The organism is Cellulomonas alba, assembly GCF_030362835.1.
Classification (GTDB): domain Bacteria; phylum Actinomycetota; class Actinomycetes; order Actinomycetales; family Cellulomonadaceae; genus Cellulomonas; species Cellulomonas alba.
In genome coordinates this window covers 1,558,103-1,579,899 of record NZ_JAUCGQ010000001.1, presented here as the reverse complement: position 1 = coordinate 1,579,899, position 21,797 = coordinate 1,558,103, and the positions used below count along the sequence as shown (strand labels likewise).

The following is a 21,797-nucleotide window of genomic DNA, read 5'->3' as shown; positions in this document are numbered from 1 at the left end:
GCGTGCGAGGGTGAGGCCCATGCAGCTGCGCATCTTCACCGAGCCCCAGCAGGGCGCCACGTACTCCGACATCCTCGCGGTCGCGAAGGCCACGGAGGACCTCGGGTTCGACGCCTTCTTCCGCTCCGACCACTACCTCGGCATGGGCACCGACGGCCTGCCCGGGCCGACGGACGCGTGGACCACGCTCGCGGGCCTCGCGCGCGAGACGAGCCGCATCCGGCTGGGCACGCTCGTGACGCCGGTGACGTTCCGCCACCCCGGGGTGCTCGCGATCCAGGTCGCGCAGGTCGACGAGATGAGCGGCGGCCGGGTCGAGCTCGGCCTGGGGGCGGGCTGGTTCGAGCGCGAGCACGCGGCGTACGGCATCCCGTTCCCCGCCAAGCGGTTCGGGCTGCTGACCGAGCAGCTCGAGGTCGTCAGCGGCCTGTGGGGCACGCCGCTGGGCGAGCGCTTCGACTACGCGGGCGAGCACTACATGCTGACGGACTCGCCGGCGCTGCCGAAGCCCGTGCAGCGGTCGCCGCTCGACGCGTCGCGTGCGGGCGTGCCGATCATCGTCGGCGGCAGCGGCCCGTCGCGGACGCCGGCGCTCGCGGCCCGGTTCGCCGCCGAGTACAACCAGTCGTTCCCCGCGTTCGAGGACGTCGAGCCGCGGCTCGAGCGGGTGCGCCAGGCGTGCGCCGACGCGGGCCGCGACCCCGAGAGCCTCGTGCTGTCCGTCGCGCTCGTGCTGGCCGTGGGACGGACGGACGACGAGCTCGCCCGCCGCGCCGCGGCGATCGGCCGGGAGGCCGCCGAGCTGCGCGAGCACGGCCTCGCGGGCTCGCCGCAGGAGGTCGTCGACCGGCTGAGCTGGCTCGCGGGCCTCGGCATCACCCGGGTGTACCTCCAGACGCTGGACCTGCACGACCTCGACCACCTGGCCCTGGTGGCCGACGAGGTCGCGCCCCACGTCTGACCCGGCCGGGCGGCGGCGGCGCCCGCCCCGCCCGCCCTCGCCGATCCGCCGAGCTGCGTCCATCCCGCCCGGACGCGTACGTGCAGGTACGCAGCTCGGCGGGATGGACGCATCTCGTGACGAAGCCGCACCCGGCGCGCGTGCAGAGCGTCGCCGGCTCCCCGATCGTCTCGCGTCCTGAGATGGACAGCCGTCGAGTTCCGGGACGGCGCGCCCGGGCGCAGGACGCGTACCGACCTGCACCGACGCGCCGACGGAGCTCGCCGCGGCCCCCCACCGTGTGACCCCCGCCACACCGTCCTCCGGTCGACTGCTCCCGGAGCCGCCCCCTAGCGTCGTCGACATCCACGAGGGATCGCACCGCCGCGGCACGCCCGGCGGCAGAACCCCGCCGCCGGAGCGGCGCGAGGTCCCCTGTTGCAACCGGCGCCATCGACGCCGTCGCACCGGCGGGAGCTCTGCCCCGGCGGCCGTGCACGAGATTCGTGCGCGCCTCCGACCGAGCCCCCGTCATCCGGACCGACGACGGGAGCACCATGACGACGACCGCGTTCGACCGGCTCGCGACCGAGCCCCGACTCTCCGACCACCCCGACGCCGCGCCGCGCAGCTCGCCCGAGAACGAGGCGGCGCAGAGCCCGAGCCTCGCGCTCCTGGTGCTCCTCGCGACGGCCGGCATCCTCGTCTACGCCGCGTTCCTGCTGAACCCGCACAACCGCGGCGACTGGCTCCCCTACGTCATGGTGATCCTCGCCGAGACGGTGCTGGTCGCCCACGCCCTGCTGGCGATGTGGACCGTGCTCGCCAGCGGCCACAACCCGCGCGACTGGGCGTTCCACGCCGCGCAGGACCGCCTCTACGACCTCGCCGACATCGCCCGCGCGCACGACGAGGAGCGGCCCCAGAACTGGCAGATGTACCTCCACGACAGGCCGGTCACCGTCGACGTCTTCATCACGACGTACGGCGAGGACCTCGAGACGATCCGGCGCACGGTCACGGCCGCCGTCGCGATGCAGGGCCGCCACGAGACGTACGTGCTCGACGACGGCCGCTCGGACGACGTCCGCGACCTGGCGACCCAGCTGGGCGCGCGCTACATCCGCCGGCTCTCGAGCGGCGGCGCCAAAGCGGGCAACGTCAACCACGCGCTGTCGATCACGCACGGCGACTACTTCGTGGTGCTCGACGCCGACTTCGTGCCGTACCCCGAGTTCCTGCACGAGACGGTGCCGTTCTTCGCGGGCGGCGACGTCGCGTTCGTCCAGACGCCGCAGACGTACGGCAACCTGCACACCGTGGTCAGCCGCGGCGCGGGCTACATGCAGGCCGTCTTCTACCGCTTCATCCAGCCCGGGCGGAACCGGTTCAACGCCGCGTTCTGCGTCGGCACCAACGTGATCTTCCGCCGCACCGCGGTGAACTCGATCGGCGGCATGTACTCCGACTCGAAGTCTGAGGACGTCTGGACGTCGCTGATGCTGCACGAGAAGGGCTGGCGCACCGTCTACATCCCCACGACCCTCGCCGTCGGCGACACCCCGGAGACGATCGAGGCGTACACCAAGCAGCAGCAGCGGTGGGCGACCGGGGGGTTCGAGATCATGCTCGGCCACAACCCGCTGTCGCCGCGCCGCACGCTGACGCTCGACCAGCGCCTGCAGTACACGGTGACCGCGACGCACTACCTGACGGGGATCGCGCCGCTGCTCCTGCTGCTCGTGCCGCCGCTGCAGATCTACTTCGGCATGACGCCGATGAACCTGCACATCTCGCTGGGCCAGTGGCTCCTGTACTACGCCGGGTTCTACGTCCTGCAGATCGTGCTCGCGTTCTACACGCTGGGCTCGTTCCGCTGGGAGGTGCTGCTCCTCGCGTCGGCGTCGTTCCCCATCTACACGCGCGCCCTGGTCAACGCGTTCTTCAAGCGAGAGCAGGTCTGGCACGTCACGGGCCGCAAGGGTGCCTACCGGTCGCCCTTCGCGTTCATCGGGCCGCAGGTGCTGTTCTTCTGGTTCCTGCTGCTGACGACCGCGGTCGGGGTCTGGAAGGACGCCGCGAACGGGACGTTCAGCCTCGCGCTCGCCTGGAACGCCACCAACACGCTGATCCTGGGCAGCTTCGTGCTGACCGCCTGGCGCGAGGGCCACCGTGGCCGCCGCGCCGCGCGGCTGGCGGCCCGGGCCGACACCCGTCCCGCCCTCGTCGCCGGAGGTGCCGCATGACCCTCGCCAACCGCTTCAAGCTCCTGGTGGGCCTGCTCGTGGTCCTCGTGATCGCGGCGCTGGCCACCTACCACCTCAACGAGTCGCGCGGCCGCGCGGTCGCCGACTCGGCCCAGATCCTGGCCAAGACGTACGAGGTCGGCACGCCCTACTCGGGCCTCGTCATCGGCCAGCAGGTCGAGGTCGGCGACACCGTGAAGGCCGGCCAGCCGCTGTTCACCATCGACTCGGCGACGCTCGAGTACGACCGCAAGACGTACCACGTCGACACGACCGAGGGCACGAAGGTCGACGCCGCCGGCCACCTCGTGGTGCTCGCGAGCGGCGACGGCATCGTGACGAAGATCGACGCCGAGCGCGGCACGTTCGTGGGCGGGTCCGCCGACCTGGCGACCGTCGAGCGCGCGAGCACGCTGTACGTCCAGGCCGAGTACACGCTCAGCGCCAAGGAGTACGCCCGCGTCGCGCCGCACGCCCGCGTCGACGTCGAGCTGCCCAACCACCACACGGTGACCGGGCACGTCGGGCGCATCGACGTCCGCACCGCGGGCGGCAAGGCCGAGGCGATCATGACCGTCGCCGTCCCCGGCCTGACGGACGGTGCGCAGGACGGGGTCGTCTCGTCCGGTGCGCCCGTCACCGCGACCCTCGCGCTCGACAACGAGGGCCCCGTGACGACCGTCGCCGACGCCGTGAAGGGATACCTGCACAAGACGTTCGGCTGACCGACCGGCTGACCCGCCACCACCGGCCCGCCCGGGCCGACCCCGAGGAGGGGCATGACGAGGAACCGAAGCCTGCCCACCACCCTGATGACGACCGCCGCGGCGGCCGTGACCGCACTCGCGCTGGCGGCCTGCGGGCCGCAGGGGGACGCCGCGACCGGTGCCACCGGGAGCGCGCCCCACACCGGGCCCGTGCAGGGACCGAAGAGCGCGACGCCGCCGACGGTCGACACCGCGGCGCTCGTCGCGGGCGTCACGCACAAGGACGCGACCAAGCTCGGCAGGTCCCGGCTCGCGCCCGGCGTGCTGCCGCCGACGGACCGTTGGTACAGCGGCCTCGCGTTCGGCGACGCGCCGCAGCCCGTGTTCGCCGAGCCGCTGTCGTTCGCGCTGACGGGCTCCGGGTTCACGCTCGGCCTCCCGCAGCCGGTGCCCACCGAGAAGACGATCGCGGGCCCGCACGTGCCGGCCGTGACCGTCGCGGTCGCCGGCGCGGCGTCGTCGCGGATCGCCGCGGCCGACCCCGTGGGCGTGACGGTCGACCTGCTCGACGGCTCCGGGACCGTGCTCGGCACGGTCGGGCTGGCCGAGGGCACGCCGTACGTCACGTTCACCGCGAAGCGCGGCGTCGACGTGACCTCGACCGCGCAGGGCGGCACGTTCGCCGCCGGCGCGGGCGGTTCAGGGGCTGGCGCCGCCGGCGCGGGCGGACCCGACGCGACGGCCGGCGCGGCTGCGGCCGACGGCGCCACCGCGTCGGCCACGGTCGCCGGCCGCACGTGGGGCCTCGTCGCGCCGGGCTCGGGCTCGCACGCGGGCAGCACCCACCTCGACGCGGGGGCCACCGCGGGCTGGTACGCGCTGCCCGACGGCGCGAAGCCGCCGGCCGCCAAGGCGCTCGCCGCCGCGGCCCGCCACCCCGTGACGGGTGTCGACGTCTCCTACGGCGTCGACCGCGACGTCGCGCGCACCACGCTCGGCTACCGCACGGACGGCCCCGGCGCCTACGTGCTCATGCCGCACCACCGGACCGGCGACCAGCCGAAGCGGACCGGTTGCGCGCTCGGCACGTACCCGAGCATCTATGGCGACCTCGAGCTCTGCGCGGGTCGCACGCTCACCGCGTTCGCGCCGACCCTCGCGGCGACGGGGGCGTTCGACCTCGACGGCGTCCCCGCGAGCCGGGTGGCGGCGATCAGGGCGGCGCTCGTCAAGGACGTCGCCGCGACGAAGCCGTTCCCGACGGACACGTACTTCGGCGGCAAGGCGCTCTACCGGGCCGCGACGCTCGTGACGCTCGGCGAGCAGCTCGGCCTGACGCAGCAGGTGGCGAAGCTGCGCACGACGACCGAGCAGGCGCTCGACCGCTGGACGGAGCCGAAGGGCTGCACGCAGCGACCGGTCGAGTGCGTGGTCTACGACGCGGGCGCGCACTCCGCGCTCGGGCTCGAGGCGTCGTTCGGCTCCGACCAGCTCAACGACCACCACTTCCACGACGGCTACCTGCTGTCCGCCGCGGGCCTCCTCGCGGACGGGCACGCCGACCTCGCGAAGCGCTGGGCGCCCGTCATGAACCTGCTCGCGCAGGACGTCGCAGCCGCCCAGCCGTCCGAGCAGCTGCCTCAGCTGCGCATGGTCGACCCGTACGCCGGCCACTCGTGGGCCAGCGGGACGGCGCCGTTCGCGGACGGCAACAACCAGGAGTCGTCGTCGGAGGCGGTCAACGCCTGGAACGGGCTCGGCCTGTGGGCCGCGGCCTCGGGCCAGGCGGCGCTCGGCACCGAGGCGTCGTGGCTCGCGTCGAACGAGGCGCTCGCCGCCCGCACCTACTGGACGGACACGGCGCTCCCCGACGGGTTCGGGCACCAGGTCGTGTCGCTCAACTGGGGCGGCAAGCGCGACTACGCCACATGGTTCAGCCCCGACCCGAACGCGATCCTCGCGATCCAGCTGATCCCGATGGGCCCCGTCCAGCGCTACCTCGCGGGCGACCCGGCGCGCATCCGCGCGCAGGTCCACGAGGCGACCCCGGGGGGCACGTCGGTGCAGTTCGGCGGCTACCTGCTCGGGTACGCCGCGCTCGCCGGGAAGGCCGACGCCGCGAAAGCGTGGACCCAGGCGCTGTCGCTCCCGGACTCAGCGGTCGACGACGGCTCGTCGCACGCCGCGACGCTCGCGTTCGTCGCCGCCGCCCAGGCCCACCCGGCCTCGTGACGAACCGCCGGCCGGCCCCGCCACCGGGTCGGCCGGCGCGCGTCGCGGGCTGCCCGCCAGGCTCGCCGCGGGCCGCGGGTCCGTGAGCGGCGCGTCGGCGTCCTCCGGGCGTCGCACGAGCTCGCGGACCGTGAGCACCAGCAGGGCGACGAGCGCCGCGTTGCGTGCCGCGAGCACGAGCGTCACGGGCCACACGCCGCCGACCACCTGGTCGTAGTGCCACGGGAACACGGTCTGGGTCGCGAGCCCGATGCCGAGCGTCACGAGCGCGGTCGTCCGCCAGCGTGGCAGCCGCAGCGCGAGCGCGACGGCCACCGGAGCGGCGAGCCAGCCCATGTACTGCGGCGACCCGACCTTGTTGAAGACGAGCAGCACCAGCACCATCAGCATCGACCCGCGCGTGAGCAGCTCGACGTCCGCGCGCTCGTCGCTCCACAGACCCTGGCCGACGCGCTCGCGCCGCCACCACAGCAGCGCGACCGACGCGAGCAGCGCGAGCGGCATCAGCCAGCCCAGCACGTCCACCGCGACCCCCGAGCCCGGCCCGGTGATCTCCCACGTGATGATCTCCTGGTCGAGGAACCGGGTGACGCTCGGCGACCAGAGGCCCCACACGAGCCACGGCGTCGCTCCGGGGGCCTCGATCTGCAGGCCTCGCGACGTCTGCTCCGTGAGGAACGAGGCGATGTTCGCGGCGCCGCCGCCGAGCGCGACCGCGACGACGACCACCACGCAGACGACCGCCGCGGGCAGCACGACATCGCGCCACTGCCGGCGCGCGGAGACGAAGAGCGGCAGCATCAGCGCGCCCGGCGCGACCTTGATCCACGCGCCGATGGTCAGCAGCACGGACGCGACGCGCGGGTGGCGCAGCGCGAGCGCGAGCGCCGCGATCGTCACGGGTGCCACCACCGCGTCGAGGCGCCCCATCGCGATCGGCCCGAGCAGCAGCAGGAACGCGAGCCACCACCACGCGCCCAGCAGCGTGCGCCGGCGGGGCAGGTCGTCGGGCACCGGCTCGTCGCCGCCACCCGCGAGCCCGTGCCGCACCAGCCGCGGCGCGTGGAGCAGCGCGACCATCGCGAGCGCGTCGAGCAGCGTGATCATCACCGACCACGACGTCGCGTACGCCGCGGTGCCGACGGTCCCCGCCACGGAAGCCAGCAGCATCGGGACCAGGGCGCCCGCCGGGTACACCGACGGGCCCGACAGCACCGGCCACTCGCCGCGGTGCAGGCCGAGCCACATCCAGTACCGGTAGAGGTCGAGGTCCCAGAAGGCGCGCGCGGGGATCCACACCACGCCCACGAAGGCGAGCCACGCGTGCACGACCACGAAGGCCGCCCACAGGGCGGACGTCGAGCGGGCAAGGCGGGACCACGTCGTGTGCAGGGGAGCCTCCCAGGCAGTGGCGGCCGTCGTCGGCCGCGCGCGAGGACAGGCTAGCGAGCCTCCCCGTGACGCACGTGTGCGCGTCCGAGGGCGACGCCGCACGAGGCCGGCGCCGGGCCGGGGCGTGCCGGCCGGCCGTCAGGAGCCGACCGGCACGCGAAGGTCACTGCGGGTTCACGTACCCCGGGGGTACGGCCGTGCCCTGCATCGGACCGCCGGCGGGGAACGCGACGGGCGGCTCGACCTCGTCGGCCGACTGGTCGTCCTCGTCGTCGTCCAGGCGGTCGTCGTCGGGGTCGCCGGAGCGGTGGCGCGGCGCGGTCGCCCTGACGGGGTCGGGGCCGGAGCCGCCGTACCTGGCGCGCGCGGCGTCCGCGTCGTCGCCCGTCAGCACGTGGTCGGGGAGCGGCAGGTCCTGGGCTTCGGGGTTCGGCTCGGTCATCGGACAGATCTCCCTGGCGAGGGGCGCGACGCGCCCGTTGCGTCCACGGTGGCACGTCGGCGCACGCGCCGCACGGCGTGCGCGAGGGGTCGGCCGGGCGCCGGCCGCGACTACTTCTTCGCGGGGGTCGTGTGCGGCGTCGCCGTCGGCTTCAGCACGCCCAGCTGGTCGAGGGGCGTGCACGTGCTGGGCGTCGGGATCGCGGTGCCGGGGTCGAGGTCGACGTCGTCCACGGCGGCCACGTCGTCCCAGCCGTCGCCGATCAGCACGTCGACCGACGTGCCCTTGCGGGCGTCGAGCTTGAGCACGGAGTCGGGCACCTGGGCCGCGACGGTGTAGCCCGCGGCGATGCCCTGCCGGCCGAACACGATGACGGCGACGCCCGAGTAGGGGGACGCGTTGCCCGTCTTGCCGAGCTTGAAGTGCCGCTCCTCGAACTCCGCGGCGGTCGCGCTCGCGAGGCCTGCGCGGTCCGTCGTGTTGTAGACGTTGACGACGATCTTGTTGTACGCGACCGGCTTGGCGCCCTTCGGCGGGCAGGGGTACGGGTCGACCGCGTGCGTCGCCGTGGGCTCCGCGGCGAACCCGCGGGAGAGGAACGGGACGCTCACGCTGCCCGTGTAGACGGCCGCGGCGCCGAGCCCGATCACGGCGATCCCGGCGAGCAGCACGCCGAACACGACGGCCTGGCGCTCGTGGACGCGGCGCCGGCGCAGGTTCCGCGCCCGCTCGGGGTCCGTCATGAGATCACCAGCACGCGGGCGTGGAGCACGGGCCGCTGCTGGAGGGCGGCGCGGACCGCCCGGTGCAGGCCGTCCTCGAGGTACATGACGCCCTTGTACTGCACCACGTGGGCGAACAGGTCGCCGTAGAACGTCGAGTCCTCGGCCAGCAGGTGGTCGAGGTCGAGCGTGCGCTTGGTCGTCACGAGCTCGTCGAGCCGGACGAGGCGGGGCGCGACCTCGGCCCAGTCCTTGACGGACTCGTGCCCGTGGTCCGGGTAGGGCCTGCCCTCGCCCACCGCCTTGAAGATCACGCGCAGATTCTAGGGGGACGGCCACGCGCGCCCCGGCTGCCGCGTGCGGAGGTTCCGTGACGAACCGGGCAGAGGGCGTTGACGAGGTCCGTGGTTACTCGGTAACTTCTGGTTACTCGATAACCCGGGGAGGTCCCGTGTCCGTCCGCCAAGGGCTGCTCGCCCTGCTCGCCGACGAGCCGATGCACGCCTACCAGCTCCGCCAGCAGTTCGAGCTGCGCACCGGGGGGACGTGGCCCCTCAACATGGGGCAGGTCTCCACGACGCTCGACCGGCTGGTGCGCGACGACCTCGTGGAGCCCGAGCCCGAGCGCGGTGCCGACGACGACGTGCAGCGCTACCGGCTCACCGACCCGGGCCGCGCCGAGCTCGCGCACTGGTGGGCCACGCCGGTCGTGCGCAGCGCGCCGTCCCGCGACGAGCTCACCATCAAGCTCGCGCTCGCGGTCACGGCGTCCGGCGTCGACGTCCGCGCGATCGTCCAGGCGCAGCGCACCGAGACGCTCCGCGCGCTGCGCGACCTCACCCGCCTCAAGGCGGACCTGCCGGCCGGCGGCGTCGGCGACGACCTCGCGTGGTCGCTCGTGCTCGACAACCTCGTGTTCGCGGCGGAGGCCGAGGTCCGCTGGCTCGACCACGTCGAGGCCCGGGTCGCCCGCGCGTCGTCGTCCGGCGAGGGCGCGAGTCCTCCCCGCGGCGAGGCGGAGCGGGGCGCTGCGGCGAGCCGTCCGGCGGTGGCCCGATGACGCGGGGTCTGCTCGGGCCGGTGCTGCTGAGCGCGCGCGGCGTCACGCGGTTGCACGGCGCGGGCACCACCGAGGTCCGCGCGCTCGACGCGGTCGACCTCGACGTGCGGCTCGGAGAGCTCGTGGCCGTGATGGGCGCGTCGGGGTCGGGCAAGTCGACGCTGCTCAACATCGTCGGCGGCCTCGACACCCCGACGGGCGGCACCGTGACGCTCGCCGGGGCCGAGCTGTCCGCGCTCGATGCCAAGGCCCGTGCGCGGCTGCGACGCCGCAGCGTCGGGTACGTGTTCCAGGACTTCAACCTCATCCCGGCGCTCACCGCGGCCGAGAACGTGTCGCTGCCGCGCGAGCTCGACGGCGTCTCGGCGCGGACGGCCCGGGGCGAGGCGCTGGCCGCGCTCGGCGAGGTCGGTGTCGCCGACCTGGCCGACCGGTTCCCCGACGAGCTGTCGGGCGGCCAGCAGCAGCGCGTCGCGATCGCGCGTGCCCTCGTCGGGCCGCGTCGCCTGGTGCTGGCGGACGAGCCCACCGGGGCGCTCGACTCGGTGACGGGCGAGGAGATCATGCGCGTGCTGCGGGCGCGCGTCGACGGCGGTGCCGCAGGGCTGCTCGTCACGCACGAGCCCCGGTTCGCGGCGTGGGCCGACCGGACCGTGTTCCTGCGGGACGGCCGGCTCGTCGACACGACGGGTGGCCCGTCGGACGCCGACTCGCTTCTCAGCACTGCCGGCGGGCGCTGATGGCCGGAGGCTGGCACGCGCTGCGGGCCGCCGTCCGCATCGCCCGCCGGGACGCCGTGCGCAGCAGGGGGCGCACGGCTCTGGTGGCGGCGATGATCGGGGTGCCGGTGCTCGTGGGCGTGGCGGGCGGGACGCTCATCGCGTCGTCGCTGCCCACGGCGGCGACGTACGCGCGGTACGCGCTGGGCGACGAGGCGCAGGCGCTCGTCCAGGGCCGCGCCCAGGGCCCGGGCGTCATGCAGGACGCCCGTGACCAAGGCGGAGGGATGTCCGGCGGTGCCGGGCCCGACCACCGGGACGCCACGCTGACGCAGTACGAGGCGCTCCTCGCGGACGCGCTCCCCGCCGCCGATCGCCTCGTCCGCGTCGTCCAGGCGACGGTGCGGGCGGCGACGCCCGACGCGCACTGGAACGTCTCGGTCTCCGAGTATCCGCCCGAGGACCTCGCGCGGGTCCAGACGAGCCCGCTGCTCCACGGCCGCCTGCCCTCCGCGGCCGGTGAGGTCGCGGTCGACCGCGACCTCGCGCGCCGGCTCCGCCTCGCGGTCGGCGACGCGTTCACGACGACGCTCGGCAAGGCCACCACGCCGACCGAGGTCCGTGTGGTGGGCATCGTGGCGGGCCGCAACCCGCACGGTTCGCCCGGCATCGTCACGACGACCGGCACGGTGCTGCCCGCGGTCCCGGACCGGCCGCTCGACACCGACGCGGTGCCGGGTGCCGGCGACGGCTACGTGGGTCTGGCGGGCGGGTCGGTCGCCCGGGACCTCGACGCGCTCACGACCGAGTGGGTCGTGCTCGGGGACGCCCCGGTCACATGGCACGACGTCCGCGCCGTGAACGCGGTCGGCTCGCACGTGGTCAGCCGCGACGTGGTCGAGCACCCCGAGCAGATCCCCCCGGCGGACACGTTCGGCGAGTCGCCCGTGTCGACGGGGACGGTCGCCCTGGTCGCCGCGGTGACCGTGATGGCGCTCGTCGAGGCGGTGCTGCTCATCGGGCCCGCCTTCGCCGTCGGCGCACGCCGTTCCGAGCGGCAGCTCGCGCTCCTGGCCGCCTCGGGTGCCGAGCGCCGCACGCTGCGCCACGTCGTGCTGACGGGCGGGGTCGTCATCGGCCTGCTCGCGTCCGTCGTCGCAGCGGCGGCAGGCCTCGCGATCGCGGCCGGCGTGCGGGCGTGGCAGCTCGCGCACCATCTCTGGGGCTTCCCGGACCTGCGCGTCTACTGGTGGCTCGTGGTCGGCGCGGTCGCGCTCGGGACTCTGGTCGCGGCCGCGGCCGCGTGGTTCCCGGCGCGGCGGGCGGCCCGTGTCGACGTCACCGCGGCGCTCGCGGGGCGCCGCGCGGAGCCGAGGGCGCGGCGCGCGGTCCCGATCGTCGGGCTCGCGATGTTCGTCGCCGGCGCCGTCGCCGCGACCTTCGGGGCGGCCAACTCGAAGACCGGCGTGCTCGTGGCCGGGATGCTCCTGCTCGAGCTCGGCATGGTGGCCGCGTCCGGCGGGCTGGTGTCGCTCGTGGCGCGGATCGCGCCGTTCGCGGGGGTGGCCGGACGACTCGCGCTGCGAGACGCGGCCCGGCAGCGAGGCCGCACCGCTCCCGCCGTCGCGGCGGTGATCGCGGCGATCGCGGGCGTCAGTGCGGGCGCCGTGTACACGGCGTCGCAGGCGGCCCACGACGAGAACGCGTACGTGCAGGCGGTCGCCGACGGACGGGTCGTCCTGGAGACCGGGCTCCAGGAGGACCCTCGTGCCGTCGCGCGGACGGACGACGGCTCCGCACTCGTCGCCCGGGACCTCGACGTGCTGCGCACGGCCCTGCCGGTCGCGGCGTTCGCGCCGGCCCGCACGATCGCTGCACCGCCGGGCGCGGACGTCGACGCGGACGGCCTCGAGCACCCCGAGTGGATCAGCGCCGCGCTCGCGCCCGGTGGTGCGTGCCCCGTGGCCGAGCCGGAGCGGCACCCGCACGCGGTCGCCAAGGACCCTCGCTGCTGGCTCGGTCGGGGCTCGATGGGCGAAGGGTTCGGTCGCCTCGTCGACGACGGCACGTTCGTCGGGGCGACCGGTGTCCCCGGCGCGGACCGCGCGGCGGCCGCGCTCGCTGCCGGCACGGTCGTCGTGGGCTCGCCCTACCAGATCTGGCCCGACGGCACGGCGCACCTCGAGATCCCGGTCTCCGGGCAGGACGACCCGCGGACGGTGGTGGTCCCCGCCGTCGCGGTCGAGCAGCCCGGGGAGTGGACCGACCAGCCGGTGCTCCCGCCCGCCGTCGCGGCGCGGCTCGGCGTCTCGACCGAGCTCCGGGGTGGCGTCGTCACGACGTCGCGCGCCGTGACGTGGGACGAGGTCGGCAAGGCCGTCGAGGCCGTCCAGGCCGTCGACGAGAACGCGTACCTGTCGCTCGTCGACCACGACCGCTCGGCGGACACCCGGCTCGTGCTCCTCGTCCTCGTGGCCGCCGCGCTGGTCGCCGGCATCGGCGCGACCGCGATCGCCTTGGCCCTCTCGGCAGCCGAGTCGCGCCCCGACCTCGCGACGCTCGGCGCGGTCGGCGCCAGCCCCTCGGTGCGGCGCCGGTTCGCCGCGTCGCAGGCGGGCGTGGTCGCCGTGCTCGGCACCACGCTCGGGGTCGTCACGGGCGCGGCGCTGGGGCACGTCGTCGTGGTCGCCTCCCGGTTCAGCGGTGGCGGGTTCGACCAGTACTGGCAGCCGGTCGTGCCCTGGGCGCCTCTGGCGGCCATCGCCGTCGGTGTGCCCGCGCTGGCCATGGCAGGAGCGGCGGCCTGCACCCGGTCGCGGCTGCCGATGGTGCGACGCGTCGTCGGCTGACCCGTCGCGGCCGGCCCGTCTGCGGGGACGGGCCGACCGCGTCGTGGGTGCCAGCACCCGGTGTATCAGGGGTCCGGTCAGGGGTTCTTCCGGGGAGGTCCCGGATATCCCTGTGCCCGTGCGCGGCGGAAACCTAGGATCGAAATCCCCCCGAGAAGCGCGCGGCCACCAGGCCGCCGATCAGTCGCGAGGTCAGCCATGTCGCAGGTCGCGGGTTGGGTCACCCACCGCTACGTCAAGTTCGTCGTCATCGCGTTCTGGCTCGTCGTCGTGGCGGTGCTCGCGCCGCTCGGCGGCAAGCTCACGAGCGTCGAGCACAACGACGCCAAGAGCTGGCTCCCCGCGAGCGCGGAGTCGACCAAGGCGCTCGACAAGGCCGGCGTGTTCGTCGACCAGAACACCATCCCCGCGGTCCTCGTCTACCAGCGGGACGGCGGGCTCACGCAGCAGGACCTCGCCGCCATCACCGCCGACGCGCAGAAGTTCGGCACGCTCGACACGGTCGACGGCAAGGTCGTCGGTCCGGTGCAGTCGCAGGACGGCGAGGCGGCGCAGGTGATCGTGCCGCTCAACCTCGGCAGCAACGGCTGGGACAAGGCCGCCGACGCGGTCGACCAGATCAAGGCCGAGGCGACGACCGCCGACGGGCTCGCCTTCTACGTCACGGGTCCCGCCGGCCAGGCCGCCGACTCGTCCGCGGCGTTCTCCGGCATCGAGAGCACGTTGCTGTTCGCGGCCGTCGGCGTCGTCATCGTGATCCTGCTGCTGACGTACCGCAGCCCGGTGCTCTGGCTCCTGCCCGTGATCTCCGCGGGCATCGCGCTCACGGTGTCGCAGGGCGTCATCTACCTGCTGGCAGACAACACCGGCCTGACCGTCAACGCGCAGAGCGCGGGGATCCTCACCGTGCTGGTCTTCGGAGCGGGGACGGACTACGCGCTGCTGCTCGTCGCCCGATATCGCGAGGAGCTCCGCAAGCACGGCGACCGGCACGAGGCCATGGCCGTCGCGCTGCACCGTGCGAGCCCGGCCATCATCGCGAGCGGCTCGACCGTCGCGATCAGCATGCTCGTACTGCTCCTCGCGACCGTCGCCTCGACCTCGGGCCTCGGCCCGGTCGCCGCGATCGGCATCGTGGTCGCGCTCGCGGTCATGCTGACGCTGCTGCCCGCGCTGCTCGTCGTCTGCGGGCGGTGGGTGTTCTGGCCGCGCGTGCCGCACCTGGGCGACTCCGAGCCGACCGAGCACGGCTTCTGGGCGCGCGTCGGCACGCGCATCTCGCACCGCCCGCGGCGGACGTGGGTCGTCACGTCGCTCGTGCTCGTCGTCGTGTCGTTCGGCGTGGTGCAGCTCAACGCGACCGGCCTCTCGGACGCCGAGTCGTTCCGGGGCGACATGCCGTCGATCACGGGTCAGCAGGTGCTCGAGGCGCACTTCCCGGGCGGCGCCGGCTCGCCGGTCGTCGTCGTGGCGGACGCGGCGCAGGGCGACGCGGTGAGGGTGGCGTTCGCGGGTGTCGACGGGATCGACGGATCGACCGTCACGGAGCCGGTCGTCAAGGGCGGCGTCGCCTACCTCGAGGGCACGCTGACGGCGGCCCCCGACAGCAGCGCCGCGGCCGACACGATCGACCGGGTACGGACCGCGGTCCACGCGGTGCCGGACGCGAACGCCCTCGTCGGCGGCGCGACCGCGATCAACCTCGACGTGGAGCGTGCCGCGGCGCACGACAACCGCGTGATCATCCCGATCATCCTGCTCGTGGTGTTCCTGATCCTGTCGGTGCTGCTGCGCGCGATCCTGGCGCCGCTCGTGCTGATCGGGACAGTGATCCTGTCGTTCGCCGCGGCGATCGGCTTCTCGGCACTCGTGTTCCGCCACGTGTTCGGCTTCGCCGGCGCGGACACGTCGTTCCCGCTGTTCGTGTTCGTGTTCCTCGTCGCGCTCGGCATCGACTACAACATCTTCCTCATGACGCGCGTCCGCGAGGAGGCGCTGCGGGTCGGCCACCACCGCGGCTCGCTGGTCGGGCTCGCCGCGACGGGCGGCGTCATCACGTCGGCCGGGCTCGTGCTCGCCGGCACGTTCGCGGTGCTCGGCACGCTGCCGATCGTCGGGTTCGCGGAGATCGGGTTCGCGGTCGCGTTCGGCGTGCTGCTCGACACGATCGTGGTCCGCTCGGTGCTCGTCACCGCGCTCAACCTCGACATCGGCTCGCGCATGTGGTGGCCGAGCGCGCTGGCACGTCGTCCCGAGCCCGCCGCGGAGCCCGCCGCGCCGCCGGAGCCGGAGCCGGTCACCGCGTCGGTCTGAGGCGTCTGGTCACCAGGGATGCGGGCCCACGGTCGCGATCGGCGGCCGCGGCCCCGCATCCCTGCGCCCGGGCGGCGGCGAGCCGCGCGATTGGCCGGGTCCGGGTCCGGTGGGTTCTGATGGGGGCATGCACACACGCCGCATCGGAGACATCGAGGTCAGCGCCATCGGACTGGGCGGCATGCCCATGTCGATCGAGGGTCGCCCCGACCGGGACCGCTCCATCGCCACCATCCACGCCGCGCTCGACGCCGGTGTCACGCTGATCGACACCGCCGACTCGTACCACCTGCTCGCGGGCGAGGTCGGCCACAACGAGGAGCTCATCGCCGAGGCGCTGCGCTCGTGGGGCGGCGACACCTCGGGCGTCGTCGTCGCGACGAAGGGCGGCCACCTGCGTCCCGGCGACGGCTCGTGGACGGTCGACGGCTCGCCCGCCCACCTGCGCGAGGCCGTCGAGGGGTCGCTGCGCCGGCTCGGTGTCGAGGCCATCGACCTCTACCAGTTCCACCGCCCCGACAACACGGTCCCGTACGCCGACTCGGTGGGCGTCCTGGCAGAGCTGCTCGACGCGGGCAAGATCCGCATGGCGGGCATCTCGAACGCCGACCCGCAGCAGATCCGCCAGGCGCAGGAGGTGCTCGGCGGCCGGCTGGTGTCGGTGCAGAACCAGTACTCGCCGGCGTTCCAGTCGTCGCACCCCGAGCTCGAGCTCTGCGCCGAGCTCGGCCTCGCGTTCCTGCCGTGGAGCCCGCTCGGCGGCATCGGCCGCGCGGGCGGCCTGGGCGACCGCTTCGACGCCTTCGCCGACGTTGCGGCCAACCATCACGTCTCGTCGCAGCAGGTCGCGCTCGCGTGGGAGCTCGCACAGGCGCCGGTCGTCATCCCGATCCCGGGGTCGTCGCGTCCCGAGACGATCCGCGACTCCGTGGCGGCCGCCGAGCTCGTGCTCGGACCCGAGGAGATCACGCGGCTCGACGCGGCGGTCCGGTCGCCGCAGGGCTGACCCGCGGGAGGCCGCCTGACGACGGGCCGTGCGGCCGCGCGAGCGCCGCACCGCCTGTCGTCAGGCCGCCCGCTCGTGCTCGTCGATCGCCGCCTGGAACGTGCGGCGCGCCTCCTCGCTGAACAGCACGAACCGCACGAGGTCGATGCCGTGGCCGTGGGTCTGGCCCTCGACCCACAGGTCCTCCGTGCCGGCTCGCCAGCCGAACGCGACGCGGACGGCGGTGCGCGCGACCTCGGCCATCTCCCATCCGTAGACGCCCGCGCTCACGGCCGGGAACGCGATGCTGTGCGCCCCGATCTCGACGGCGACCGCGAGCGACGTCGCGAAGCAGGACGCGAGCATCGAGCCGCTGGTCTCGCCGCGGTGCCGGTTCGGGCCGACCGTGTGGATCACCCAGGACGCCGGCAGGCGGAAGCCCGGCGTCGCGACCGCGTCGCCGACCGGCAGCCCGTCGGGGTAGCGCGTCCGACGCAGCTCGCGGCACGCCTCGAGGAGCTCGGGTCCCGCAGCTGCGTGGATGGCACCGTCGACGCCACCGCCACCCAGCAGCGACGAGTTCGCGGCGTTGACGATCGCGTCGACGCGTTCGAGCGTGATGTCGCCGTGCACGGCCTCGATCTGCATGCCGCCATCGTGGCCCTGGCCGCCGGTCGCCGTCTCGTCCGGACGGCCCCGAGGGCCGGCACGGCCGCAGACGCGACAAGGCCCCTCGGACGCTTACTCCGAGGGGCCTTCGCCGGGTTCAAGGGTACGAGTCGGGCGCGCCCGGACGGGTGAACGACGCGCCAACCGTCCACATATTTCGTCCACAGGCCTGTGTTTGCCGCGCGTTCTCGCAGGTTCGCCTGTGGACACGCATGTGGAGCGAGCGGTGGACGAAATAACCCCTCGCGACCCCCTTGCAGGCCCTTCACGAGCAGGACTAGAACTCTCACATCGACCTCGACGGATCGAAGAACCGCAAGGAACGACGGAGCTCCTCGGAGCACCGAACCGGCCGAAACGGGGACAGGTCCATCGAAGCCGGGCCGACCGGAGAACGGGCGACCACATCGAAGGGGCAACCCGGAGAGCTGCGGGCGACGCCGCAGTGGGAGCTACGGACCGGAAGGTCGATCGCAGGGATCCCGCCCGCGAGGGACCGGTTCGCCGGACCGTCGGGTGTCGGGTGAGGCCGCATCGTCGAAGCGGCGCCAGGTTCACCGGCTCAGGCCGGAGACACGAGGCCTGTGGTCACCGGAAGGGCCCCTCGGACGCTTACTCCGAGGGGCCTTTTCCGTGTGGTCGCGCGGTCGGCGTGCGCGCCTGTGCCGTCGGCGTCAGGCCGGCGTCGACTCCAGCAGGATCGTCACGGGCCCGTCGTTGACGAGCTCGACCGCCATGTCCGCGCCGAACACGCCCGTCGCGACGTCGAGCCCGCGCCCGCGCAGCGCCTCGACCACGGCGTCGACGAGCGGCTCGGCGACCGGTCCGGGCGCCGCGGCGTTCCACGTCGGACGGCGGCCCTTGCGCGTGTCGCCGTAGAGCGTGAACTGGCTGACGACGAGCACGGGTGCGCCCACGTCGACCGCCGACTGCTCGTCGCGCAGGACGCGCAGCTCGGCGATCTTGCGCGCGATCAGCTCGACCTGCGCCGGCCCGTCGCCGGGCGTGACGCCGACGAGCGCGAGCAGCCCGGGGCGGTCGATCGCGCCGACGACGATGCCGTCGACCGTCACCGAGGCGCGTGTGACCCGCTGGACGACCGCCCTCACCCGAGGGTGCCCGTCACCAACCGCCCGTCGACGACGGCGGCCGGCGCGGGCCGCCGCCCCGCGGTCCCCGGCCCGACGGACCGAGCGCGGGCTTGACGTCGACGAGGTAGACGATCGCCGCGACCGCGGCGAGCAGCGTGAGGAAGCCGAGGAACGGGATGCCCGAACCCACGACGGCGGCGAGGGCGAGGAAGGTCGCGGCGACGAGGATCCACGTCCAGAACTGCTTGGTCCGCTTGCCGGCCGCGACGAACCCGCCCGCGGGGCGCCGGGTCGCGTCGACCAGCGCCCACACGCAGAGCACGAGGATCGCGACGTAGAAGACGAGGTACAGCAGGTGCCCGATGGATTGCGCCACGGGCAGAGCCTACGGGGCGCGTCTCGCCCGGTCACCGGCTCAGGGCATGGCCGGGGCCGAGCTCGAGCGGCTCAGAGCTCGGGCAGCGCGGCCCGCGCGTCGCGCTGCCGGACGCCCGCCGCCTCCTGCACGTCGACCGTGAGCGAGCGCGCGAGCAGCACGAGGCTCTGGGCCTGCCAGTCGTCGGGCGCGAGGACGTACGGGTCGAGCGCGCGCGCGACCTCCTGGGCGACGGCGGCGGCGCGGTCCGTGGAGCGGCCCGAGCCCAGCGCCGCCGCGAGCTCGTCGCACGCCCGCGCGAGGTCGTCGAGCCGTGCGCCGAGCTCGCCGGTGTCGTGCGGCGGGTCGACTTCGACCGCGGCGCGGCAACGGCGCGCGAGCACGCGCGCGTTCCGGACGGCCCGGTCAACCAGGACCGACGTCGCGCCCAGCCGGCCGAGCTCGTCGCGGTGGCGGAACGACGCGGGCGCCACGCGGGCCAGCTCGCGGGCGCTCGACGCCGCGTCCGACCACTCGTCGAGCACCGGCTGCGTCAGCCGGGCGCGCGCGAGCGCGTCGTCGACCTCCTGCGCGTCCGAGGTGCGCAGGCCGCGCGCGAGCACGTGCAGGACGCCCGCGAGCTCCTCCGTGGCGCGCCGCGCGAGGGCGCGCGGGTGGCGGCGCGGGTCGTGCGGCGTCAGGACCGCGACGAGGAACGCGACCGCGCCACCGATGGCCGCGTCGAGCCACCGGCCGAACGCCCCGCCGCTGACGGCGGCCGCGGGGAGCCCGACGAGCACCATCGACTGCACGCCGGCCTGCGTGGTCAGCATCGCGCCGCGGTCCAGGAAGCGCGCCACCAGCGCCGACGCGACGAGCACGAGCGCGATCTGCCACCAGCCCGAGCCGATCAGGTGGCTCAGCAGGTCGCCCAGGCCGACGCCCACCGCGACCCCGATCGCGAGCTCGCCGACGCGACGCAGCGACCGGTCCATCGTGAACCCGAGCACCACCCACGCGCAGACGGGTGCGAAGAACGGGTACGGATGCCCCACCACGTAGTGCGCGATCGAGTACGCGATCGAGACCGCGACGGCCGCCTGGAGCACCGGCAGGAACGAGGTGCGCACGCGGGCCCAGCCCTGCCGCGTCTGCGCCTCGAGGACGACGCGGCCCGAGCGGCGGTCGGACGGGAGTCGGCGACCGTCGGCCGCCCGCGCGTCCGCCACGGTCTACAGCCCGGCGCGCGGCGTGAGCCCGCTGCCGGGCTGTGCGAGGCCGCGCGTGAGCGGGCCCCGCTGGGTGGGCCGGTCGACCGAGACGCCGTCGCCCGGCACGACCGGCTCCTGGCCGGCCGCGACCGCGCCGCCCTCGCACTCGACGCCCAGCGGCACGTCGACGGGCGTCGAGCGCTTCACGACCGCGAGCGCGATCGGTCCCAGCTCGTGGTGGCGCGCCACGGTCGTGACGACGCCGACCTCGCGGCCCAGCTCGCCGGCCCCGCCGTCGCTCGCCTCGTGCACCGCGGCGCCCGGTTCGGGCAGCAGGTGGCCCGAGCCGTCGAGGTGCAGCATGACGAGCCGGCGCGGCGGGCGGCCCAGGTTGTGCACGCGCGCGACCGTCTCCTGGCCGCGGTAGCACCCCTTGTGCAGGTGCACCGCGGTCCGCAGCCAGTCGAGCTCGTGCGGGATCGTGCGGTGGTCGACCTCGTGGCTCGCGCGCGGGCGCCAGGCCTCGACGCGCGCCGCCTCCGCGGCCCAGGTGCCGACGACCGTCCAGCCTGCGGCCTCGCGCGCGGCGACCGCGTCGGCCAGCGTCGCGCGCGGCACGAGCACGAGGCGCCACGGCCGGTCGGCCCCGGGGTGCTCGTCGTCCGCCGGGCCGTAGCGCGTGCCGCCGAGGGCCGTCGTCGGCCAGGGGTCGCGCCAGGTGACGGGCTCGTCGGGCGCGCCCTCGGCGTCCACGGGCTCGCCGATCGCGGCCCACTCGTCCGTCACGTCCGCGACCTCGACGCGCATCATGAAGCGCATCCGGTCGAGCCACGCGGCGAGCGCGACGGGCGTCTCCGTGATCAGCCAGGTCGACTCGCCGTCGTCGACGACCCCGGCTGCGTGCTCGACGTGGCCGTGCGGCGACAGCACGAGCAGCTCGGTCGACGTGCGCGGCCGCAGCGCCGTGAGCTCCTGCGAGGTGATCGAGTTCAGCCAGCTCAGCCGGTCGGGCCCCGCGACGCGGACGACCCCGAGGTGCGACTGGTCGACGACCGCCCCGCCGCGGGCCAGCGCGCGCTGCTCGGCGGTCGGGTCGCCGTAGTGCCACGCGACGCCCGTGTCGGCGCCACCCGCGGGCACGGCGCCGCGCCGAGTCAGCAGCGGGGACGTGTGCCGCGCCGGCTCGACGAGCCGCTGCTCGGGGGCGGCGCTGTCCGGTGCACCGGGCGTCGTCATCGTCAGTCCTCGACCCGCGACAGCCGGGCCGACGCGTAGGACTGCATCGGCTCGCCGAACGCCGCGAGGTCGTGCGCCCACATGAGCTCGCCGTTGACCAGGCCGTACAGCCGCTTGGCGGCCGTGACCTCGGCGCCGGTCTCGGTGCGGGCGATGACGTCGCTCACGAGGTCGATCCGTCCGTTGCCGACCGCGCCGATGTAGACCGCGACGTGGCCGGACGGGTCGGCGAGCAGCACCTCGACCGGGTGCTGCTCGTCGCGCAGTCCGTCGGGCCGCTGCGGCGGCACGCGCCAGTAGCCGGTCTCGGTCGACCAGACGGGCGCGTCGTGGTCGGGCTCGCTGGGCGCCGGTGCCGCGTCCGGGTCGCCGCCGGTGTCCGGCGTGCTCTCCGCGTCGAGCGCCGCGGCGTCGTCGGGTGCGACGACCAGGCGGATCGTCGAGGTGTAGGCGAGGTACGGGCCGCCGTCGTGGTCGAAGACGACGTCCTGCGTGAACGTCGTCTCCTCGACGCCGGGGTAGCCGACGACGCCCTCGCCGCGCCAGCGGCCGACGAGCCAGGCGAGCGGGTACACCTCGGGCGCGAGGCCCTCCGGAAGGACGAACGGCATGGTCAGTTCGGGCTCTT

Annotated in this window: 19 protein-coding genes; 9 read left to right on the top strand and 10 right to left on the bottom strand. The window is 74.7% G+C overall.

The genetic code is table 11. The features are described 5' to 3' along the window. Nucleotides 1-19 precede the first annotated feature (19 nt). The 4 genes from QRT04_RS07205 (at nucleotide 20) to QRT04_RS07190 (ending at nucleotide 6,125) form a co-directional block, all read left to right on the top strand. On the top strand, nucleotides 20-961 hold the full coding sequence (locus QRT04_RS07205; protein ID WP_289454526.1) for an LLM class F420-dependent oxidoreductase: 942 nt from the start codon (nucleotides 20-22) through the stop codon (nucleotides 959-961). Nucleotides 962-1,497: 536 nt separating this feature from the next. Further along, nucleotides 1,498-3,186 carry a glycosyltransferase family 2 protein gene (locus QRT04_RS07200; RefSeq protein WP_289454524.1) on the top strand — a complete coding sequence of 563 codons (1,689 nt, stop codon included), beginning with the start codon at nucleotides 1,498-1,500 and terminating at the stop codon, nucleotides 3,184-3,186. Further along, nucleotides 3,183-3,911 (top strand): HlyD family efflux transporter periplasmic adaptor subunit, encoded by a 729-nt coding sequence (locus tag QRT04_RS07195; RefSeq protein ID WP_289454522.1) that lies wholly within the window; start codon nucleotides 3,183-3,185, stop codon nucleotides 3,909-3,911. The genes QRT04_RS07200 and QRT04_RS07195 overlap by 4 nt, the downstream gene beginning before the upstream one ends. A gap of 54 nt (nucleotides 3,912-3,965) precedes the next feature. Continuing rightward, nucleotides 3,966-6,125 (top strand): glycosyl hydrolase, encoded by a 2,160-nt coding sequence (locus tag QRT04_RS07190; protein WP_289454520.1) that lies wholly within the window; start codon nucleotides 3,966-3,968, stop codon nucleotides 6,123-6,125. On the opposite strand, the gene QRT04_RS07185 is transcribed toward QRT04_RS07190, so the two are convergent. The 4 genes from QRT04_RS07185 to QRT04_RS07170 all read right to left on the bottom strand — a co-directional run bounded on the left by QRT04_RS07185 (nucleotide 6,048) and on the right by QRT04_RS07170 (nucleotide 8,995). After that, the gene (locus QRT04_RS07185; RefSeq protein ID WP_289454518.1) at nucleotides 6,048-7,460 is read right to left on the bottom strand and encodes a glycosyltransferase 87 family protein; all 1,413 of its coding nucleotides are present in this window, start codon (nucleotides 7,458-7,460) and stop codon (nucleotides 6,048-6,050) included. The genes QRT04_RS07190 and QRT04_RS07185 overlap by 78 nt on opposite strands. 220 nt (nucleotides 7,461-7,680) lie before the next feature. Further along, nucleotides 7,681-7,959, bottom strand: a complete 279-nt coding sequence (locus QRT04_RS07180; RefSeq protein ID WP_289454516.1) for a hypothetical protein — start codon at nucleotides 7,957-7,959, stop codon at nucleotides 7,681-7,683. 110 nt (nucleotides 7,960-8,069) lie between these two features. Next, the gene (locus QRT04_RS07175; RefSeq protein ID WP_289454514.1) at nucleotides 8,070-8,702 is read right to left on the bottom strand and encodes a LytR C-terminal domain-containing protein; all 633 of its coding nucleotides are present in this window, start codon (nucleotides 8,700-8,702) and stop codon (nucleotides 8,070-8,072) included. Next, nucleotides 8,699-8,995 (bottom strand): type II toxin-antitoxin system VapB family antitoxin, encoded by a 297-nt coding sequence (locus QRT04_RS07170; RefSeq protein ID WP_289454512.1) that lies wholly within the window; start codon nucleotides 8,993-8,995, stop codon nucleotides 8,699-8,701. The genes QRT04_RS07175 and QRT04_RS07170 overlap by 4 nt, the downstream gene beginning before the upstream one ends. A 137-nt stretch (nucleotides 8,996-9,132) precedes the next feature. On the opposite strand from QRT04_RS07170, the gene QRT04_RS07165 reads away from it, so the two are divergent. The 5 genes from QRT04_RS07165 (at nucleotide 9,133) to QRT04_RS07145 (ending at nucleotide 16,628) form a co-directional block, all read left to right on the top strand. Beyond that, on the top strand, nucleotides 9,133-9,741 hold the full coding sequence (locus tag QRT04_RS07165) for a PadR family transcriptional regulator (protein ID WP_289454510.1): 609 nt from the start codon (nucleotides 9,133-9,135) through the stop codon (nucleotides 9,739-9,741). After that, complete coding sequence (locus tag QRT04_RS07160) at nucleotides 9,738-10,481, top strand: ABC transporter ATP-binding protein (protein WP_289454508.1); 744 nt, start codon at nucleotides 9,738-9,740, stop codon at nucleotides 10,479-10,481. Before QRT04_RS07165 ends, QRT04_RS07160 begins: the two co-directional genes overlap by 4 nt. A 92-nt stretch (nucleotides 10,482-10,573) precedes the next feature. Beyond that, nucleotides 10,574-13,309, top strand: coding sequence for an ABC transporter permease (locus tag QRT04_RS07155; protein WP_289454506.1), 2,736 nt, complete (start codon nucleotides 10,574-10,576; stop codon nucleotides 13,307-13,309). 198 nt (nucleotides 13,310-13,507) lie between these two features. Beyond that, a complete protein-coding gene (locus QRT04_RS07150) occupies nucleotides 13,508-15,622 on the top strand; it encodes an MMPL family transporter (protein WP_289454505.1) in 2,115 nt (704 codons plus the stop codon). 127 nt (nucleotides 15,623-15,749) lie between these two features. Continuing rightward, nucleotides 15,750-16,628 carry an aldo/keto reductase gene (locus QRT04_RS07145; protein WP_289454504.1) on the top strand — a complete coding sequence of 293 codons (879 nt, stop codon included), beginning with the start codon at nucleotides 15,750-15,752 and terminating at the stop codon, nucleotides 16,626-16,628. Nucleotides 16,629-16,688: 60 nt separating this feature from the next. On the opposite strand, the gene QRT04_RS07140 is transcribed toward QRT04_RS07145, so the two are convergent. The 6 genes from QRT04_RS07140 to QRT04_RS07115 all read right to left on the bottom strand — a co-directional run bounded on the left by QRT04_RS07140 (nucleotide 16,689) and on the right by QRT04_RS07115 (nucleotide 21,780). Then, nucleotides 16,689-17,255 (bottom strand): O-acetyl-ADP-ribose deacetylase, encoded by a 567-nt coding sequence (locus QRT04_RS07140; RefSeq protein ID WP_289454502.1) that lies wholly within the window; start codon nucleotides 17,253-17,255, stop codon nucleotides 16,689-16,691. A gap of 695 nt (nucleotides 17,256-17,950) precedes the next feature. Continuing rightward, entirely contained in the window at nucleotides 17,951-18,385 is a 435-nt protein-coding gene (dtd, locus tag QRT04_RS07135; RefSeq protein ID WP_289454500.1) for a D-aminoacyl-tRNA deacylase, read from the bottom strand. 13 nt (nucleotides 18,386-18,398) lie between these two features. Continuing rightward, complete coding sequence (locus QRT04_RS07130) at nucleotides 18,399-18,743, bottom strand: DUF2516 family protein (protein WP_289454498.1); 345 nt, start codon at nucleotides 18,741-18,743, stop codon at nucleotides 18,399-18,401. 71 nt (nucleotides 18,744-18,814) lie between these two features. Continuing rightward, entirely contained in the window at nucleotides 18,815-19,951 is a 1,137-nt protein-coding gene (locus QRT04_RS07125) for an FUSC family protein (RefSeq protein ID WP_289454496.1), read from the bottom strand. A gap of 3 nt (nucleotides 19,952-19,954) precedes the next feature. Continuing rightward, complete coding sequence (gene ygfZ / locus QRT04_RS07120; protein ID WP_289454494.1) at nucleotides 19,955-21,169, bottom strand: CAF17-like 4Fe-4S cluster assembly/insertion protein YgfZ; 1,215 nt, start codon at nucleotides 21,167-21,169, stop codon at nucleotides 19,955-19,957. Nucleotides 21,170-21,171: 2 nt separating this feature from the next. Beyond that, nucleotides 21,172-21,780 carry an FABP family protein gene (locus QRT04_RS07115; protein WP_289454492.1) on the bottom strand — a complete coding sequence of 203 codons (609 nt, stop codon included), beginning with the start codon at nucleotides 21,778-21,780 and terminating at the stop codon, nucleotides 21,172-21,174. Nucleotides 21,781-21,797: the final 17 nt, after the last annotated feature.

Bases quoted from the DNA above. Each gene is read 5' to 3' on its own strand.
- QRT04_RS07145 (WP_289454504.1), top strand. From the start codon at position 15,750: ATGCACACACGCCGCATCGGAGACATCGAGGTCAGCGCCATCGGACTG.
- QRT04_RS07155 (WP_289454506.1), top strand. From the start codon at position 10,574: ATGATCGGGGTGCCGGTGCTCGTGGGCGTGGCGGGCGGGACGCTCATC.
- QRT04_RS07175 (WP_289454514.1), bottom strand. From the start codon at position 8,702: ATGACGGACCCCGAGCGGGCGCGGAACCTGCGCCGGCGCCGCGTCCAC.
- QRT04_RS07150 (WP_289454505.1), top strand. From the start codon at position 13,508: ATGTCGCAGGTCGCGGGTTGGGTCACCCACCGCTACGTCAAGTTCGTC.
- QRT04_RS07195 (WP_289454522.1), top strand. From the start codon at position 3,183: ATGACCCTCGCCAACCGCTTCAAGCTCCTGGTGGGCCTGCTCGTGGTC.
- ygfZ (WP_289454494.1), bottom strand. From the start codon at position 21,169: ATGACGACGCCCGGTGCACCGGACAGCGCCGCCCCCGAGCAGCGGCTC.
- QRT04_RS07205 (WP_289454526.1), top strand. From the start codon at position 20: ATGCAGCTGCGCATCTTCACCGAGCCCCAGCAGGGCGCCACGTACTCC.
- QRT04_RS07200 (WP_289454524.1), top strand. From the start codon at position 1,498: ATGACGACGACCGCGTTCGACCGGCTCGCGACCGAGCCCCGACTCTCC.
- QRT04_RS07140 (WP_289454502.1), bottom strand. From the start codon at position 17,255: ATGCAGATCGAGGCCGTGCACGGCGACATCACGCTCGAACGCGTCGAC.
- QRT04_RS07190 (WP_289454520.1), top strand. From the start codon at position 3,966: ATGACGAGGAACCGAAGCCTGCCCACCACCCTGATGACGACCGCCGCG.
- QRT04_RS07115 (WP_289454492.1), bottom strand. From the start codon at position 21,780: ATGCCGTTCGTCCTTCCGGAGGGCCTCGCGCCCGAGGTGTACCCGCTC.
- QRT04_RS07180 (WP_289454516.1), bottom strand. From the start codon at position 7,959: ATGACCGAGCCGAACCCCGAAGCCCAGGACCTGCCGCTCCCCGACCAC.
- QRT04_RS07160 (WP_289454508.1), top strand. From the start codon at position 9,738: ATGACGCGGGGTCTGCTCGGGCCGGTGCTGCTGAGCGCGCGCGGCGTC.